Below are 18030 nucleotides of genomic sequence, written 5' to 3'. Positions count from 1 at the left end.
CTGGTATTTAGCTGCCCGGATCAAGCAGGAAGGTGAAGTTGGCGTTCTGTCCGACGTCGGTCGTTGCACGGGCATGACAGCCAAGGCAGGTGGCATCAGACTGATCCTGCATGAAGCTTTCAAGCGTGCTGTTGGTCAAAAAGCGCGGTACTTCGCCAATACCAAACGGTTCACCGCCGGGATTGCCGATCCATTGCGTGCCGAGCAGCATATAATTTGCAAGGACGCTGTCGTTCAGTTTGGTCTGCCAGACAAAGTTGCTTTCAGCCGTACCGGAGAATAGCCGCCAGCAACGTACAATATCTGGCGGGGTCGGATGCCCCCCGGACGCAAGGCGCGCATAAGGCGGGTTATCTGCCCATTTCAGAATCTCGGATACCGGTTGATTGGCCGGACTGCCGGTTGGTAGTCGGCCGCCATAAAAGGCGAATTCCCCTTCGACCGCTTCGGGCACGAGACAGCCGTTTTCAAACGGTTGCTTGGTGATGATGCTGTTGGGACGCCGTGCATTGGCGGCCAAGGGCACATTATCGATATGTTCGAAGCTCGACCAGATCCAGCGATCCCCGTTGCCACTGGCGACCCGCTGGACAAGATGCATGCCCACCAAGCCGACCGTGACATCAAGACATTTCGCCCGGCCATCAATTGTCTGATCACCCGCAAGCGATATTCGCGCCGGGCGGGTAAAATAACGATCCCGACTTGTCTCATCCGCAGTTGGCAGAATACGCCAGGAAAACTTCAGAAGCTGTGCCCCCATCATACCGGGGGCGGAGGCTGGAATGGCAGGGCCGGACGCGTTTGCGGCATCATTGGCAACCGCATCAGCAGAAGCGAGTTTTACCTTCGTTGCGACATCGGCCTGCAGATGGCCGGTGGGGAAATCGATGTTTTTCCCGGACGTGGCAAAGGCGGCACGCCCGGCTGGCGTTTGCAGGTTGTTTGCGATGATATAGTCGGCAGCGACCGGATTAATGCGGGTTTCGAAAAGAACGAAATTGCCTGCCTGATCAATCAGCACATCACCGGTAGATTGCAGATAACTTGCCAGCAGCAAATGCCCGTCGGGAAGATCATCGGCACAGGCCGGATTCGGATAGGTCACCTCGGAAAACAGGTCGCGCCGGGTCGGGAAGCTTTCCCATAAGGCGGACTGATCGGGATGATCAAGCGGCGCCATAAGCGACGTGAATGCCTGCCAGGAGAACCGGTCAAACGGGCGCTGGGCGTGATAGGCAAGGAAACGATAAACGAAGCTGGCGTCGAATTCCGGCACATCAACCGGCGCAATAGCGCACGGCCCCGTGCCATTGCCATCGGCACAGAATTCTGCATTGTCATAGGTGTCGGTAAAGACCGGAATATCGCCATCACCGGCTGCACGTTTCAAACTGGCATTTTGCGCTTGCCCGACCGTCGCGGCAGTCATCATGCACACAATAACCAAAACTAGTTTTGCCACGGCATGCGCCAACACCCCGACAGGGGTCAATATGGGCATATCGAGTGCGATGGAACGTGACATGATCCAGGGCCTGTGTACGTTTCACGACGGTTTTGTTCATCCCGTAAGGGCACCATCATAGACCGGTTTACAGAACGTGTCGCCAATATGCGATTTCACGATAGCGTCACATCCAGGGTGAACAAGTTCACATCTGACGGCGGCCCGGAGTTGCACAATCTGTCAAAACGTTGCTTTTCCCGGAAATCCTGCCATATTTTGATCATCGCAGAATTGTATACCTATGTTCTGCTCACAATTGGATCAAAGAGGGATTTCAATGGCTTTTGAAACGCGTCAACGCGGCTATGACGTCTCGGTTGGCCGGTCGGCGGCCGAGATCGATGAAGGTCTCCGCGCCTATATGCTGCGTGTCTATAACTACATGGCATCCGCACTTGCCCTGACCGGTATCGTGGCAATGGCTGTGTCGACCAGCCCGACCCTGATGCAGGCTATTTTCGGCACCGGACTGCACTGGATTGTCATGCTGGCCCCGATCGGGCTTGTGTTCTTCCTGAGCGCGCGCATCCACAAGATGAGCTTTGGTGCCGCACAGGCGACATTCTGGATCTACGCCGCAATGATGGGTCTGTCCCTTGCGTCGATCTTCCTGGTTTATACCGGTGAGTCGATCGCGCGCACGTTCTTCATCACCGCGGGTACCTTTGGTGCGATGAGCCTGTTTGGCTATACCACCAAGAAGGACCTTTCGGGCTGGGGCAGCTTCCTGTTCATGGGCCTGATCGGTATCATCATCGCAATGGTGGTGAACATCTTCCTTGCCAGCACGATGCTGCAGTTCGTCATTTCGGCGGCTGGTGTTCTGATCTTTACGGGCCTTACCGCCTATGACACCCAGCGCATCAAGGAAGAATATCACGAGCATGACGATGCAACGACCGCAGGCAAAAAAGCCCTGTTTGGCGCGCTGCGTCTGTATCTCGACTTCGTGAACCTGTTCATCATGCTGCTGCACTTCTTTGGCAATCGCGAATAGAAGTTGCCCGGCAGTCGCAGTCAAAACCCCCGCAGCATCCGCTGCGGGGGTTTCTTTTTGTCTTGTCTTTGCTCAGGATCGGCTCAGGACGCGTTTGCCGTGTCTTTGCCAAGGCCACCGGTTGCGTCCATAAGCGTCTTGCGATGTCCAAGCTGCGACAGGAAGTTTTCCGAGCGGGTAAAGCCACCCGAAGCAGCACGCGCAGCCCCCTTTGCACCGGCTTCGTTAAATGCCTCATAGGCCTGTGAATAGCTCATCCGGGCGTGGGTGAGCATTTCGATATCCTTGTGCAGATTGCCGTTGGTCAGATAGACGGTGGCAAGTGCGAACATGATCCGACCCCAGATATAGGGATGATCGCGCCGTGTGCAGACTTTAAGGGCGGCCTGAAAAACCGGGACAACCTGCGTATCGGGGATGGTCACGTCGCGAATGGTGGCAGACGATACAATCGCATCCGCCAGACCATAGGCGATCAACGCATAAAGCGGGCCGTGAACGCGTGCATTGATCATGCCGAGCGCCCGGCGGTAATGCCCAGCACCCTTATCGACGATCTGGGCATTTTCCTTGTCCTTGCCGGTCAAGACCATGGCCTCGCCGAGTTTGCAGATTGAAAGGGCACGATCGACCGGCGAGCCCATCGAAAGTTCGATCCTGCGTTCCAGCATGCGCCAGATCGCAATCGACAACTCGCCAGAGCGCGCCTTGAGGTTTGCGATCAGTGACCAGTTCACAAGTGATCCATAAAGGGCGAGTGCCGCCGTGGTGCGGGGATCCACCTTGGAAAAATCCGTGACACGATCAAGCAATTCCGAAAGCTGGCTGGTCGGCGCGGCCGGATCATTTTCCGCCAAGGCTTCGCCTTTGAGACCGGTTGGTGCAGCGGTTTTTCCGGTGGCGGCCACTGGTTTTTCGGCAATATCGGCCACCATCTGGCGGATATAGGGTTCCATGACACGAAGCGCACTTGCGCAATAGGAACGATCACCGGTTTCCGACAGGACAAACGCCCCGAACCCATAGGCCAGCGCCGCACCGGCACCAGCGTGCGAAAAGACTTCTCCGCCCAGAACGCGGTCCTGAAGGTCTTCCATGATCGCCGCCAGACGCGCAATCTGAAGGGCACGCTGTTCGCCGCCCCGGGATGTCAGGACAAGCTGCGCGTTCAACAGCACCCGCAATGCCTCGGCAACGTCGGAATGGGTCGGCTGACGGAAGATATAAGTCTGGGGCAGCATCAGGTCATAAAGCGACGATGTCAGGGCATCGCTGACCAGATAGAGGTTGAGATACCCGGTGCTGGCATCCTGACGCCCCCAGAAGACCGTATCGGCATCCTTGCGATGCGCCATATTAAGAACGCTTAGCTGTGCTTCGCGTATGGCCTGAAACGGATCGGCTGCATCGGGATTTGGTGTAAAGAACTGATCAATCCGAATCCCTTCGCTTTCGGGGACGGACGAGACAGCAGCTGTCACGATATCTGAAATATCATCAACGGAACTTGCACCGATATGGGCGTTGGTATCGGCAGGCGTGAAGCGGGCGATGGCATATCGGCACAGGACATCATCTGTCGCCAGAATATCTCTGGGAGCACCCCCCGTATCATCGACAGTATCGGCACCTGTGATCAAAGATTTGAACACAAGGCCAACCATTGACCAGAAACCAGCCATTCTTGTCCTTATCTGTTCCCTGCTTCTCGGAGCCTGAACAGCAGGGATCTCAAGACTTTAGTAGGGACATTTTCGTCCTACAAATCAGGTTGGTCAATGGCGTGGGTTGTCATTTCACTCATACCGAAGAATAGGGTGCACGATCCCAAAAAGGGTGAAATGACATCCAACAAAACAGTGTTTTACCGGGTTCAGGACTCCCAGGGCCGTTTGCGCTGTCGCGATGCGTTGGGCGTGGAAGAAGCGGATTTTGATGAATTTCGGCCCCAAGGACCGCGGGATCGTGCCGCCTTGGCAACACCGGCCCCCTGCCCTGCCGGACGGCCCGATGCATTGCTTGCAGACGTGCCTGACATTTCCTTCAGGCGCGCGATGCGGTTGGCCATGTTGGGGTGGGTTGAAAACAAATTATCAACACCTTTGCCCGACAGCGGGTTGGCAATGTACATGTGGGCCATCGCCGGGTTGCGTTCGGCATCCATGTTCGGGATGGCGTGAACACCCTTATCGAGTTTGTTCAGCGCACTGGCCAGCCACATCGGATGGCCACAGATTTCAGCCCCGATCTTGTCGGCTTCATATTCGCGGGTGCGCGAAATTGCCATTTGCACGATCATCGCACCCAAGGGTGCCAGAATGGCAATCAGGATCATTCCGATCCCGCCCAGCGGATTGTTGTTGTCGCGGTTGCCGCCAAACATGCCGGCAAACATTGCGAAGTTGGCCAACGCGGAAATCGCCCCGGCAATGGTCGCGGTGATGGTCATGGTCAGGGTATCGCGGTTTTTGACATGGGCCAGTTCATGGGCCATGACGCCAGCGATTTCGTTGCGATCAAGCAGTTTGAGCAACCCTGTGGTCGCCGCCACCGCTGCGTTTTCCGGGTTACGGCCCGTGGCAAAGGCGTTTGGTTGCGGGTTTTCAATCACATAGACCTTGGGCATCGGCAGATCGGCATTGCGCGCAAGGTCGCGCACCATCGCCACCAGTTCGGGTGCTGTTTTGTCATCGACCTGCCGGGCACTGCGCATGCGCAGCAGCATCGCGTCCGAATTCCAATAGGCGAACACATTCATGGCCGCTGCAAACAGCAGCGCGATAATCATGCCCTGTTGGCCGCCAATCATCATGCCGACCGCGCCAAACAGCGCCGTCAATCCGGCCAGCAACAAACCTGTACGCACATAGTTCATGGTCGAAAACCCTTATCGACAAACATTCCGACCGAAAGATAAGGCGAAGTCCGGCCAAGGCAAGGGCCATCAGACCAAACTGAGATATGGCTCACATCAGAAAAACCAAAACGGGGCCGACTTGCGTCAGCCCCGTTCGGGAATTTAAAACAGCCGGACCGGCGGGGTCGGGGGAAAAAGACGGTCCGGCTGTTTATGCAACGATATCGGTCACTCCGCAGGCTGGTGTGTTTCAGCCTCATCAAGTGAACGAACGTCGTTGCGCCGGCCAATCATGCGTACAAGAACATAAAAGACCGGGGTCAGAATCAGGCCAAATATCGTCACGCCCAGCATGCCCGAGAACACGGCAATACCAATCGCGTGGCGCATCTCGGCACCGGCACCACTGGACAGAACCAGCGGGACGACACCCATGATAAAGGCCAGAGAAGTCATCAGGATCGGGCGCAGACGAAGGCGGCTGGCCTCGATCGCGGCCTGAACGGTGCTGCGGCCCTGATGTTCAAGTTCTCGGGCGAACTCGACAATCAGGATGGCGTTCTTTGATGCCAGTCCGGCCAGCACAAACAGGCTGATCTGGGTGAAGATATTATTGTCACCCCCGAACAGATAGACGCCAAAGATGGCTGACAGGATGCTCATCGGGACGATCAGGATCACCGCCAATGGCATGGTCAGGCTTTCATATTGCGCCGCCAGCACCAGGAACACGAGCAGGATACAGATCGGGAAAACAAAGATCGCTGTATTGCCTGCCAGGATCTGCTGATAGGTCAGCTCCGTCCATTCATAGGACATGCCCGGTGGCAAGGTTTCATCAAGGATCTTGGTGATCGCCGCCTGTGCATCGCCACTGGAATATCCCGGTGCCGCGTTACCATTCAGATCGGCAGAACGGAACGCGTTATAGCGCATTGCCGTATCCGGCCCGAATGTTTCGGAGACCGACAGCACAGAACCAAGCGGCACCATGTCGCCGTCCGCGTTGCGGGTTTGCAGGCGCAGGATGTCATCGGGGCTTGAACGATATGGCTTGTCTGCCTGTGCGATCACCTGATAGGTGCGGCCAAAGGCATTGAAGTCATTAACATACATCGACCCCAGATAGACCTGCATGGTCCGGAAGATTTCATCAACCGGGATGCCAAGCTGCTGGACCTTGGTACGGTCAAGCGTTGCCTGAAGCTGCGGCACGTTGATGTTGTAGCTTGAAAACACACCGGTCAGTTCCGGTGCGGCCCATGCCTTGGCAAGGACCTGTTTCATCGCATCATCAAGCGCACGATAGCCCTGATCGGAGCGATCCTGTACCTGAAGCTTGAACCCGCCAACGGTACCAAGCCCCTGTACCGGCGGTGCCGGGAAGATGGCGACAAAGGCCTCGTCAATCGCGCCAAATTTCTGCTGGAGCTTGCCGGCGATAGCAAGACCCGACAGATCATCGCTTTTGCGTTCGGCAAAATCCGTCAGCGTGACAAAGACGATGCCCGCACTTGAGCTGTTTACAAAGCCGTTAATTGAAAGCCCCGGGAAGGCCACAGCACTTTCAACACCGGGTTCGCGAAGCGCGATGTCAGACATTTCACGAATGACGTCTTCGGTCCGGTCCAGTGTCGCGCCCTGCGGAAGCTGGGCGAAGCTGACAAGATACTGCTTGTCCTGAAGCGGCACGAAGCCTGTCGGCAGGATCTGGAAGCCCTGATAGGTCAATGCCAGAAGACCGACATAAAGCACCATCATAATGGCCTTTACACCCAGCAGGCGTTTCACACCACCGGCGTAAAGATCGGTGCTGCGATTAAAGAATCGGTTGAAGGCGCGGAAGAACCAGCCAAAGACAAAGTCCATACCGCGTGTCAGCCAATCTTTTGGCGCGTCGTGACTGCGCAGAAGCACAGCCGACAAGGCCGGGCTCAGCGTCAGTGAGTTGACGGTGGAAATGATCGTGGCAATCGCGATGGTTAGGGCAAATTGCTGATAGAACTGGCCGGTCAGGCCGGAAATAAAGGCAATCGGCACAAACACACCGGTGATGACAAGCGAGGTCGCAATGATCGGCCCGGTCACTTCGCGCATGGCAGCAACCGTTGCATCGCGCGGCGAAAGACCACGTTCGATGTTTCGTTCAACGTTTTCGACGACGACAATCGCATCATCGACCACGATCCCGATGGCCAGGATCAAGCCAAACAGCGACAGCACGTTGATCGAAAAGCCCATCAAAAGCATCAGCGCAAAGGTACCGATGATCGATACCGGCACGGCCAGCAACGGAATGATCGAGGCACGCCATGTCTGCAAGAACACTGTCACCACGACAACCACAAGGGCGACCGCCTCAAGCAATGTCATGATGACCGACTTGATCGAACCACGGACAAACACGGTCGGGTCATAGACAATCGAGTAATCGAGATCGTCCGGGAAGTTCTGTTTGAGTTCTTCCATGGTGGCGCGGACGTTGCTGGAAATATCAAGTGCGTTCGAGCCCGGCGATGCAAAGATCGGGATCGCCACCGCCGGTTTGTTATCAAGCAGGGAACGCAGCGCATATTGCTGGGCTTCCATTTCGATGCGCGCAACATCGCCCAAACGCGTAATCGTGCCATCAGTTTCGCGTTTGATGATGATGTTTTCGAACTCTTCGGGGCTTTCCAGACGACCGCTGATATTGATCGGCAACTGGAACTGCACACCAGTGTCATAAGGTGCACCACCAATGATGCCGGCTGCGACCTGAACGTTCTGGCTTTGAATGGCCGAAACCACCTCGCCCGCGGTCAGGTTACGTTCGGCAACCTTGTCGGGGTTAAGCCAGACACGCATGGCATAATCGCCCGAGCCAAACAGCCCGACCTGTCCGACACCGGTGATACGCGCCAGACGGTCACGGACATTCAGCGTCGCGTAGTTCCGCAAATACAGCATGTCATAGCGTTCATTGGGTGAACGCAAATGCACGACCATCGTCAAATCCGGCGAACGTTTGGACACTGTAACGCCAAGCTGGCGAACAATATCAGGCAGGCGTGGTTCAGCCTGCGAGACGCGGTTCTGGACTTTCTGCTGGGCAAGATCCGGGTCGGTACCAATTTCAAACGTCACGGTCAGGGACAGATTGCCATCGGTGGTGGCCAGTGAGTTGATATAAAGCATCCCCTCAACCCCGTTGATCTGCTCTTCAAGCGGGGAGGCAACGGTTTCGGAAATCTCGGCCGGGTTTGCACCGGGGAATTTGGCTTCGACCACGATCGAGGGCGGCACGACTTCCGGATATTCGGAAATCGGCAAACGCCACATGGCAATCAGGCCCGCCAACAAGATCAGGACGGACAGGACGCCAGCAAAGATCGGGCGATCCACAAAAAAGCGGGAAAGATTCTGCATGTTTTTCAGCCTTGCTTTAAAGCGCAGTCACACATCGATTACGATGCGGAGGCCTGCAGAATTTCCGGCGCGACAGGCATACCCGGCCGAACCTTCATGATGCCGTTGACGATCACCAGATCACCTTCGTTCAGACCCGACGTCACAATGCGCATGCCATTGATTTCCGAACCCAGCGTTACCTGACGATAGGCAACCGTATTGTCGGGTTCGACAACATAGACAAACTTGCGGTCCTGATCGGTGCTGACAGCTTCTGGCGAGACCATGATGACGTTGCTTTTGGCCAATGTGCCGACCTCAAGGCTGGCAAAGGTGCCGGGCAGAAGACTGCCATCAAGGTTATCAAACAGCGCACGGGTCCGGATGGTACCGGTCCGCGGATCAATGCGGTTGTCAAAGCTGTGCACGTGACCGGACACATGACGACCATTCGACAGCGTCATATTGACCGGAATGGTTTGGGCAGCAGCATCGACTTTGCCGCTGTCGCCAAGACTTGCAAAGAAGGTCTGCTCATCCAGGTCGAAGTCGGCATAGATTTTACCGGTGGAGACAATCGTGGTCAGGACCGGGGCATTGGGGCCGGCATTGACCTGGTTGCCGACGGTCAGCTCAACCCGGCTGACACGGCCATTGATCGGCGCTTTGACATAGGCGTGATCGAGCTGGATTTCGGCCAGTTCAAGCTTGGCTTTGGCGCGGCTGACGTCACTTTGGGCAACCTGATGGGTGCTGAGACGTTCGTCATAGACGCGCTTGGAAACCGTGCCGTTGGAAACGAGTTTCTCGGCCCGTTCCTTTTCCTTTTTCGCCAGCGACAGGTTCTGCTGGGCAGCCGCCAGTTCGGCGCGGGCTTCGTCGACCGCGGCCTGATAACTGCGCGGGTCAATCACGGCAAGGATATCGCCCTCGTTGACCAATTCACCGTCTTCAAAAAGGATTTCGACAATCGCACCACTGACCTGCGGGCGCAGTTGCACTTCCTCGACCGCACTCAGACGGCCGGAAAAGTTGCTCCAGAGGCGGACAGATTGAGTTTTGACACCCGATACGGTGACCGGGGTTGCCGGAGGGGCTGCTTGTTCGGTTTGAACCGCGACCTCATCAGCGGCGGATCCGGTGATATGCAGACCATATCCACCGGCGGCAGCAACCAGCGCCAAGGCGGCAGCTGGCAGCAAAATTTTGCGTTTTGATCGAGACTGCATCATTCCATCTTCCAAATAGGTTACGCCGCGCACAGGCAGCACGTTTGGAAGAAAAATGGATACCGATCGGTATGTTTGCAAGTGAATTTAGAGAAAAAAGTGAACTATTTTCTCTGGACAACGAAACTTACAGAGGATTTACGCGGCTGTTTCCGCGTCTACATCCCTGTATTTGCACTGCAAATTAAGGATTCGGCAGATGCCGTTGCGAATGTCAGACCGAACGGTATCAAGATCATTGAAAACCTGGCCATAGGTCAGCAAACCGTGAACATACTGGAAAATCAATCGCGCCAAAGTTGTGGCGTCGCCATCTTCACCCAGCATGCCCTCGCCCTTCAGGCCGCGCACCATGGACGCCAGATATTTGATCTGCTCTTCGGCAAGTTCGCGTGAACAGGCCTGGATCGGCTCATCTTCCGGGCCGACCTGGCCACCGGCGGTGAAAATCGGGCAGACACAGACTTCGTTTTCCCCGGGAACGGCATAGCGTTCCTGCTTGTTGCAAATGAGTTCGATATAGCTGTTAAGCTGTTCAAGCGGCGGAACATCCGGGGAAAAGATAGCGCGAAGCTCGTCCTTGCCCTTTTCCCAGTGATGGCGGGCGGCTGCGGCAAACAGCTCCGCCTTGCTGTCAAAGTGATGATAGAACGCACCCTTTGTTACCCCGGCATGCTTGCATACATCACTGACGCCAACGTCGTGGTAACTGCGTGTTGCCAATAGCTCCATCGCCGTTTCAAGCAGCTTGATCCGGGTTTCTGTAGCGTTCCTCATAACATTAACCTGTTTTGTTTATATGTCTCAGATATACATACCGGTTGGTATTTTTCAAGGAATACACCGGCAATATTTTGATCCCATCATATAATAATGGCAGCAGAATGACAGGATTTCCCATTGATTTCCGTGATCTAGCGCAAATCGCGCTGCATCGCCTTTTTTGCCAATCGGCGGTATGTTTTCTCAACGACGCGCTATGAGCACAGGCCATTGATTAAGAATAAAAGAAGGGCGCCCGTTGCAGGCGCCCCTCCAGTTTTTAAAACAAGGTCTTTCGACCTGTCAGACGTCAGGCCCCGATCAGGGCCCGGATCTGACGGTTGGCCACCGTGATCATGGCAAGATCGATCTGACCGGCCGAACGCAGTTCGTTGATCAGATCATCACAGCGGGCACAGCCACGCTGACGATCTTGCACCCAAATATCGACAAGGTCGGAACCGGACGAGCCCTTTTTGCCCGCAGCCAGAACCGAACGGGTCAGTTCGCGCTGATGCCCGAACAGATCGTCGATCACTGCCGCACGTGCCAGTTTCTGCCAATGGGTATCGGCTTCGATCGACTCGGCGGCGGAGCGCATGAGGCCCAACTGGAAACGTGCACCGACTGCGAAATAGGTGGCCGACACTTCGATGACATCGCGACCGGTTGCCTCGGCGATACGAACCACGTCACAGATCGCCACCAACTGGGTCGCAGACGCCACACGCCATGCGAGGTCGTCGGGGACACCTTGGGCGACCAGCGATTTGGCCTTTTGTTCCAGCGCCTTGCGTGCAGCAGCATCCTCGGGGACGATTTCATCAAAGCTTTCAATCACCTTGGAAACCGCGGGACGGAACATCTCGATCTTTTCACCGACATTAAGCTCCTCGCAATTGCGCAGGAACCACTGGGTAACATCGTTCACCATGCGATTGATTTCGCGGAACATGCTGGTCTGAAGCTTCGCCAGCACGACATTATCAAGCGCTTCGATGCCTTCCCACATTTCCCGCAGCCCAAAGACAGACCGCGTGATCAGATAACCGCGTGACACATCAACTGCCGACATGCCGGTGGCTTCCATCATGTCATGGACGAACGTGCCGCCAACCCGATTGACCAGACTGTTGGTCGCAACGGTCGCAATGATTTCGCGTCTCAAGCGGTGGTTTGAAATCGCGTTTGCGTATTTCTTGCGAAGCGGTGTCGGGAAATAGCGCACCAGTTCCTCGACCAGAACCGGATCGTCCGGCAGGTCGGATTCAAGGATTTCGTCATAAAGCCACAGCTTTGCATAAGGCATCAGAACCGAGACTTCCGGGCGGGTCAGGCCTTCATGCGCGTTGGCACGACGGCTGAGTTCCTCGTCATCGGGAAGGTATTCAATCTCGCGGTTCAGGCGCCCTTCGCGTTCGAGCATGCGGATCAAACGGACTTGTGCATCCAGAATATCGGCCTTTTCCGCATCGGCATTCGAGATGGCCTGGCTTTGCAGATAGTTATCGCGCAGCACCAGTTCGCCGACTTCGTCGGTCATGTCGACAAGCAGCTTGTTGCGTTGCTTTTCGGTCATGTCGCCGGCAGCAACCACTTCGCCCACGAGGATCTTGATATTGACCTCGTGGTCCGAGCAGTTCACGCCGCCCGCATTGTCGATAAAGTCGGTGTAGACGCGCACGCCGTTGGCGGCGGCTTCCATCCGGCCACGCTGGGTCAGGCCCAGGTTACCGCCCTCGCCGACCACACGGCAGTTCAGCTCTTTNNTTGACCTCGTGGTCCGAGCAGTTGACACCCGCCGCGTTATCGATCGCATCGGTATTCAGGCGACCACCGGCATGGGCGTATTCGATACGGCCCCGCTGGGTCGCACCAAGGTTTGCCCCCTCGCCAATAACCTTTGCGTGGACTTCGCGACCATTGATGCGGATGGCATCGTTGGCACGGTCACCGGCATCGGCATTGGTTTCAAGACTGGATTTGATATAGGTCCCGATCCCGCCAAACCACAAAAGTTCGACATCGGATTTCAGGATGGCCTTCATCATATCAGCCGGGGTGACCTTGCCACTATCCAGCCCCAGAACCTTGCGGACCTCTGGCGACGGATCAAGGGTCTTGGCCTTGCGATCAAAGATGTCACCACCCTTGGACAGGACCTTTTTGTCATAATCGGTCCAGCTTGAACGCGGCATGTCAAACAGGCGTTTGCGTTCCGCAAAGCTTTTGGCCGGGTCCGGGTCAGGATCGACGAAGATGTGCATGTGGTTGAAGGCCGCAACGAGTTTGATCTGCTCTGACAGCAGCATACCGTTGCCAAACACATCCCCCGACATATCGCCGACACCGGCCACGGTAAACGGCGTGGTCTGGATATTCTTGCCCATTTCGCGGAAGTGACGTTTGACCGACTCCCACGCACCCCGGGCGGTAATGCCCATTTTCTTGTGGTCATAGCCCTGTGAGCCGCCCGAAGCGAATGCATCGTCAAGCCAGAAGCCATAATCGCGGGCGACGCCATTGGCGATGTCCGAGAAGGTCGCCGTGCCCTTGTCAGCCGCAACAACCAGATAGGGATCATCGTCATCGAGACGCACCACGCGTTTTGGCGGCACGATTTCACCGGCAACGATATTGTCGGTGATGTCGAGCATCCCGCTCATCAGCGTTTTGTAGCAGGCAATGCCTTCCTCAAGGAACGCTTCACGCGTGCCATCGACCGGCGGACGTTTAACGACAAAACCGCCCTTGGAGCCGACCGGGACAATGACCGCATTCTTGACCATCTGGGCTTTGACCAGACCGAGGATTTCGGTACGGAAATCTTCCTGACGGTCTGACCAGCGAATGCCGCCACGGGCCACCGGACCACCGCGCAAATGGACGGCCTCGACCCGCGGGGAATAGACAAAGATTTCGCGCCACGGACGCGGCAGTGGCAAGTCTTCGATCACGGCCGAATTGAACTTGACCGACAGATAGGACTTTGGATTTCCATCCGCATCATGCTGGAAGAAGTTGGTGCGAAGGGTCGACTGCACCAGATTGAGGAAGGCGCGCAAGATGCGGTCTTCATCCGGGTTCATCACGTCTTCGAGGCGACTGATGATATCAGCTTCTATCGCTGCGACCTCGTCGCCCTTGGCCGGATCGCGATCCGGATCAAAGCGCGCAATAAACAGCGACACCAGGGCGGAGGCCAGCGCCGGATTGTTGGCGAGCGTCTTGGCCATATAAGCCTGCGAGAAAGCTGATCCGGTCTGGCGGGTATAACGCGCATAGGCCCGCAGGATCACCACTTCGCGCCAATTCAGATTGCCCAGCAGCACAAGGCGGTTAAACGCATCGTTTTCAACTTCGCCATGCCAGATACGGACAAACAGTTCCTGGAACTTGTTGCGCACATCATGGAGGCTGAACTCGCCATCAACTTCGACCCCGAAATCATGGATGCGAACATCAATACCGACATCACGCGGACTGACCGTGAAGGGATTTTCGGTAATGACCTTGAGCCCCATGTTTTCCAGCATGGGCAGGACATCCGAAAGCGGTACTGGCGCACCGGGATTGTAGATCTTGAAGCGCAGTTCATTCTCGGCAGCTTCGATCGGGCGATAAAGGTTTACCCGCAGGTCATTGGCATTGATGACCTCCTCGATGCGTTCGATATCAAGCTCTGCACTCTCGACCGTGAAGCGTTCACGATATTCCGTCGAGAAGCTTTCACCATAGCGACGATGCAGCGCAAGACCACGTTCCTCACCCAGTTCACGCACAAGGATCTGACGCAGGGTATCGGACCAGTCACGCGCCACCTCGACCAGTTGGCGCTCGATATCAGCCACACTGTATTCGGGCAATTCACCGGGATTGGTTTTGACCAACAGGTGCAAGCGCGCAAGCGGACTGTCGCCGATCAGGGTGTAGTGCGCCGTGACTTTGCCATCGAAGGCGTTTTCAATCACGGTCTGGAACTTCAGGCGCAGCTTGGTGGTAAAGCGATCGCGCGGGCAGAACAGCTGACAGGAGACAAACCGTTCAAACGCATCGCGGCGCACGAACAACGCAATGCGTTGACGTTCCTGCAGATGCAGGATTCCCATGCAGGTGTGATAAAGATCGTCCAGATCGACCTGGAACAGCTCATCACGCGGATAGGTTTCCAGGATGTTGACCAGCGCCTTGCCATCGTGACTTGCTGGCGGGAAACCGGCACGTTTGACGGTTTCGGCAAGCTTCATGCGCAGAAGCGGGATCAGACGTGGGGACAGGTTATAGGCGACCGAAGTAAACAGGCCGACAAACAGGTGCTGACCAACGACCTTGCCCTTGGCATCGAACTGTTTGACGACAATCGTATCAAGGTGCACTGGACGGTGAACCGTCGATTGTTTGTTGGCCTTGGTCACCATCAGAAGGTTCGGCTTGGCGACGAAATCCTGCACCTCGGCTGAAAGGTTGCCAATCTGGCGCAACTCATCAAAGACGTGGGTTCCTTCGCGCGACAGAATGCCGAGCTGATTTTTGACCTCGACATCCACCGGGCCCTTTTTGCCGGCATTTTTAAAGCTGTATTCCCGGTAACCAAGGAAGGTGAAGTGGTCATTGTGCAGCCATCCAAGGAAGTCCTGCACTTCGCGGCGGTCCTCGTCTGGCGCACCTGCCTTGACATCGCCAATCTCATCAAGAACTTCGGTGACCTTTTTAAGCATCGGCTGCCAGTCGCGCACAGCAAGTGCGACGTCGGTCAGACTGTTTTCAAGTGCTTCATGGACCTTGGCCAGAACGTCCTTGTCGGTCTGCTCGTCGATTTCGACATGCATGACCGATTCACGCGGATCATTGGTTTCTTCAACGCTGGCAACACTTTGCAATTCACCCTTGTCATCACGGGCAATGCGCATGATCGGGTGGATGACAAGATGAACGGTCAGATCAAGTTCATGCAGGGCGGCTGTCACCGAGTCCACTAGGAACGGCATATCGGTATTGTTGATTTCGATCACCGTGTGATCAGACGTCCAGCCATGTTCTTCGAGATCTGGGTTATAAACACGGATTTTGGCCGTATCGGCCGAGGGGCGCTTTTGCGCGAATTTGTAAAGTGTAAGTGCCGCGCCATAAAGCGAGTCGACCGAGCGACCCGCCATGTCGTCAGGCGGAACATCCTTATAAAAAAGGCGAACGAATGCTTCTGCACCCTTCGCCGTTTCACCAGACATTCGTTGATGGATCTTTTCGACAACCTTGTCGATGACTTCCCGCTTTGGGTCGCCGTTTCGGGCTTTCATGACCAATTTCCCTTTTTCCCGGCTCTGTTTGCCAGAACCGAAACACCGATCTTTGCGATCGGTGCCACACACCACTGATTCAGGGTCTGAACCCTTTCATTATTTGGGAAGAAAAACAGGAATTTCCACCATAGACCCACCTGGAAACCCCCTGTGTCCCTTCACGCTTACACATAACGGATCATCTGCCTAAAAACTATGCTTCTGCACAAAAAAAATTCATTTAACCAATAAGCTAGCCTTTGGTCGCCAGATCGTCGGCGGACATCAATTGTCACAGAATTTTGCACTTTTTTGCGGCGCAAAACCCGCTACACTTTGAAATACGCCCCTATTTGAGAATTTCTTCGCACTCGCACATGATCCGAAAGGAACCACGGCATGCTTGAAGGCAAAAAAGGGCTAATCGTCGGAATTGCCAATGAAATGTCCATCGCCTGGGGCTGTGCACGCGTTTTCAAGCGCGAAGGTGCCGACATCGCAGTGACCTATTTGAACGACAAGGCCAAACGCTTTGTCGAACCATTGGCCAACCAAATCAATGCCCCGATCTTCGTACCACTTGATGTCCGCAATGAGGCACAGGCAGACGCGCTGTTTGCCGAAATCGAACAGAAGTGGGGAAAACTTGATTTCGTGCTGCATTCGATCGCCTTTGCCCCGGCAGATGACCTGCACGGTCGGGTAACCGATTGTTCACGAGACGGGTTTCTGGCGGCGATGGATATATCGTGCCATTCGTTTGCGAGACTTGCCAAGCGGGCAGAGCCATTGATGCGCGATGGCGGTGCACTTTTGACCGTGACCTATATGGGATCAGAGCGCGTGATTGATCATTACGGGGTCATGGGGCCGGTCAAGGCAGCCCTTGAAAGCACGACTCGCTATATGGCGGCCGAACTGGGCCCGAAAGGCATTCGCTGCCATGCAATTTCACCGGGACCGCTTTTAACCCGCGCGGCATCCGGGATTGCCGAATTTCAACATCTGATGGACCAGGCCACCGACCGCGCGCCGTCCCGTCGCCTGGTGACAATTGATGAAATTGGTGAATTGGCCGCTTTTTTGGCCAGTGACCGGGCAAAATCACTGACCGGTGATGTGGTGCATATTGATGGTGGCTATAACATCATGGGCTGAGCCACGGGTTAGCATCGCAGGCTAGCGTCGCTTGATCGCGTCCTCGGCCTTGGGGGCGACGCGCTTGATCTGGCGCGCCAATGCCAGTTTGGCTTCTGCATCCGCGTCGGGTGCGGCAGCGGCAAACAGATCGGGGACATCCCCGCCGTTGATTGCGATCATGCGGGCATCAGTTTCCGCCTGACTTTCGACCCGGCCATCGACCAGATGGCAAAGATCAAACCCGGCTTGCTTCAGGGCAGGCGCAATCAGAAGCGTGCGATGGCAGTCCAGCGGGTCCTTTTCGGCACACATCAGACAGATGCGATATTTTTCCGCCCCAGAAACCAGCCGGTCGATCCCCGATTTGAAATCAGGCTGATCTGCCATCAGGCCATAATCAAGCTGCCCATCAGGATAAAGTTCGGGAATTTGCGGTTTTCCACCCATCACATCGCCCATGAACACATAGGCAATACCATTTTCCCGAAGGAACGGCCCGAAGCTGTCAGAGTCGAATGCGGTCCAATAGCTTGATCGTTTGAAGGTCCGAATATCCGCCACCGCCGTGATGCCATGGGCCTTGAAAAGCGCAAGCAGGCTTTCACGGTCATGGCCCGCATAGCCGACTGTGTAGATCATGCGCCCTGATGACGTGGATTTTGCATTATTCGGATCAGACATCACAGAAGCACACGACAATTCGCATTTGCTTGCAAGCGTGAAACAGTCAACGGCCTTGGCCCAAATGCAAAAAGACCGCCCCGAAGGACGGCCTTTTATAACTTTCATCATGGAGCGGGCGAAGAGATTCGAACTCTCGACCCTAACCTTGGCAAGGTTATGCTCTACCCCTGAGCTACGCCCGC

The 18030-nt window shown here is 55.6% G+C and carries 9 protein-coding genes, 1 tRNA gene and 1 pseudogene; 2 read left to right on the top strand and 9 right to left on the bottom strand.

Annotated elements, in window-relative coordinates:
- Positions 1–7: 7 nt before the first annotated feature.
- Positions 8–1528, bottom strand: a complete 1521-nt coding sequence (locus tag B2T33_RS17610) for a hypothetical protein (RefSeq protein ID WP_286792744.1) — start codon at positions 1526–1528, stop codon at positions 8–10.
- Between the two features lie 259 nt (positions 1529–1787).
- On the opposite strand from B2T33_RS17610, the gene B2T33_RS17605 reads away from it, so the two are divergent.
- Positions 1788–2507: a Bax inhibitor-1/YccA family protein gene (locus B2T33_RS17605; RefSeq protein ID WP_008888536.1), complete on the top strand. Its 720-nt coding sequence runs from the start codon at positions 1788–1790 to the stop codon at positions 2505–2507.
- Positions 2508–2590: 83 nt separating this feature from the next.
- On the opposite strand, the gene B2T33_RS17600 is transcribed toward B2T33_RS17605, so the two are convergent.
- From B2T33_RS17600 to B2T33_RS17570, 6 genes and pseudogenes are all read right to left on the bottom strand, one after another.
- Positions 2591–4189: a hypothetical protein gene (locus B2T33_RS17600; protein ID WP_286792743.1), complete on the bottom strand. Its 1599-nt coding sequence runs from the start codon at positions 4187–4189 to the stop codon at positions 2591–2593.
- A 191-nt stretch (positions 4190–4380) separates the two neighbouring features.
- Positions 4381–5382 (bottom strand): zinc metalloprotease HtpX, encoded by a 1002-nt coding sequence (htpX, locus tag B2T33_RS17595; protein ID WP_286792742.1) that lies wholly within the window; start codon positions 5380–5382, stop codon positions 4381–4383.
- 210 nt (positions 5383–5592) lie between these two features.
- Positions 5593–8772: an efflux RND transporter permease subunit gene (locus tag B2T33_RS17590; RefSeq protein ID WP_063086620.1), complete on the bottom strand. Its 3180-nt coding sequence runs from the start codon at positions 8770–8772 to the stop codon at positions 5593–5595.
- Between the two features lie 38 nt (positions 8773–8810).
- Complete coding sequence (locus B2T33_RS17585; RefSeq protein ID WP_252724001.1) at positions 8811–9986, bottom strand: efflux RND transporter periplasmic adaptor subunit; 1176 nt, start codon at positions 9984–9986, stop codon at positions 8811–8813.
- A gap of 135 nt (positions 9987–10121) precedes the next feature.
- A complete protein-coding gene (locus B2T33_RS17580; RefSeq protein ID WP_008888541.1) occupies positions 10122–10760 on the bottom strand; it encodes a TetR/AcrR family transcriptional regulator in 639 nt (212 codons plus the stop codon).
- A 295-nt stretch (positions 10761–11055) separates the two neighbouring features.
- Positions 11056–15973, bottom strand: a pseudogene (locus tag B2T33_RS17570) (NAD-glutamate dehydrogenase).
- 450 nt (positions 15974–16423) lie between these two features.
- On the opposite strand from B2T33_RS17570, the gene fabI reads away from it, so the two are divergent.
- Complete coding sequence (gene fabI / locus B2T33_RS17565; protein ID WP_286792739.1) at positions 16424–17182, top strand: enoyl-ACP reductase FabI; 759 nt, start codon at positions 16424–16426, stop codon at positions 17180–17182.
- A 21-nt stretch (positions 17183–17203) separates the two neighbouring features.
- Here the strand turns inward: fabI and B2T33_RS17560 are convergent, their stop codons facing one another.
- Complete coding sequence (locus B2T33_RS17560) at positions 17204–17803, bottom strand: DUF488 family protein (protein WP_286792738.1); 600 nt, start codon at positions 17801–17803, stop codon at positions 17204–17206.
- A gap of 152 nt (positions 17804–17955) precedes the next feature.
- A tRNA-Gly gene (locus tag B2T33_RS17555) sits at positions 17956–18030 on the bottom strand.

This window comes from Thalassospira sp. UBA4513 (assembly GCF_002388495.1).
GTDB lineage: Bacteria > Pseudomonadota > Alphaproteobacteria > Rhodospirillales > Thalassospiraceae > Thalassospira > Thalassospira tepidiphila.
This window is presented reverse-complemented; position numbering and strand designations above follow the sequence as displayed.

Excerpts from the sequence above, each read along its gene's own strand:
- B2T33_RS17610 (WP_286792744.1), bottom strand. The coding sequence starts at position 1,528 with ATGTCACGTTCCATCGCACTCGATATGCCCATATTGACCCCTGTCGGG.
- B2T33_RS17605 (WP_008888536.1), top strand. The coding sequence starts at position 1,788 with ATGGCTTTTGAAACGCGTCAACGCGGCTATGACGTCTCGGTTGGCCGG.
- B2T33_RS17600 (WP_286792743.1), bottom strand. The coding sequence starts at position 4,189 with ATGGCTGGTTTCTGGTCAATGGTTGGCCTTGTGTTCAAATCTTTGATC.
- htpX (WP_286792742.1), bottom strand. The coding sequence starts at position 5,382 with ATGAACTATGTGCGTACAGGTTTGTTGCTGGCCGGATTGACGGCGCTG.
- B2T33_RS17590 (WP_063086620.1), bottom strand. The coding sequence starts at position 8,772 with ATGCAGAATCTTTCCCGCTTTTTTGTGGATCGCCCGATCTTTGCTGGC.
- B2T33_RS17585 (WP_252724001.1), bottom strand. The coding sequence starts at position 9,986 with ATGATGCAGTCTCGATCAAAACGCAAAATTTTGCTGCCAGCTGCCGCC.
- B2T33_RS17580 (WP_008888541.1), bottom strand. The coding sequence starts at position 10,760 with ATGAGGAACGCTACAGAAACCCGGATCAAGCTGCTTGAAACGGCGATG.
- fabI (WP_286792739.1), top strand. The coding sequence starts at position 16,424 with ATGCTTGAAGGCAAAAAAGGGCTAATCGTCGGAATTGCCAATGAAATG.
- B2T33_RS17560 (WP_286792738.1), bottom strand. The coding sequence starts at position 17,803 with ATGATCTACACAGTCGGCTATGCGGGCCATGACCGTGAAAGCCTGCTT.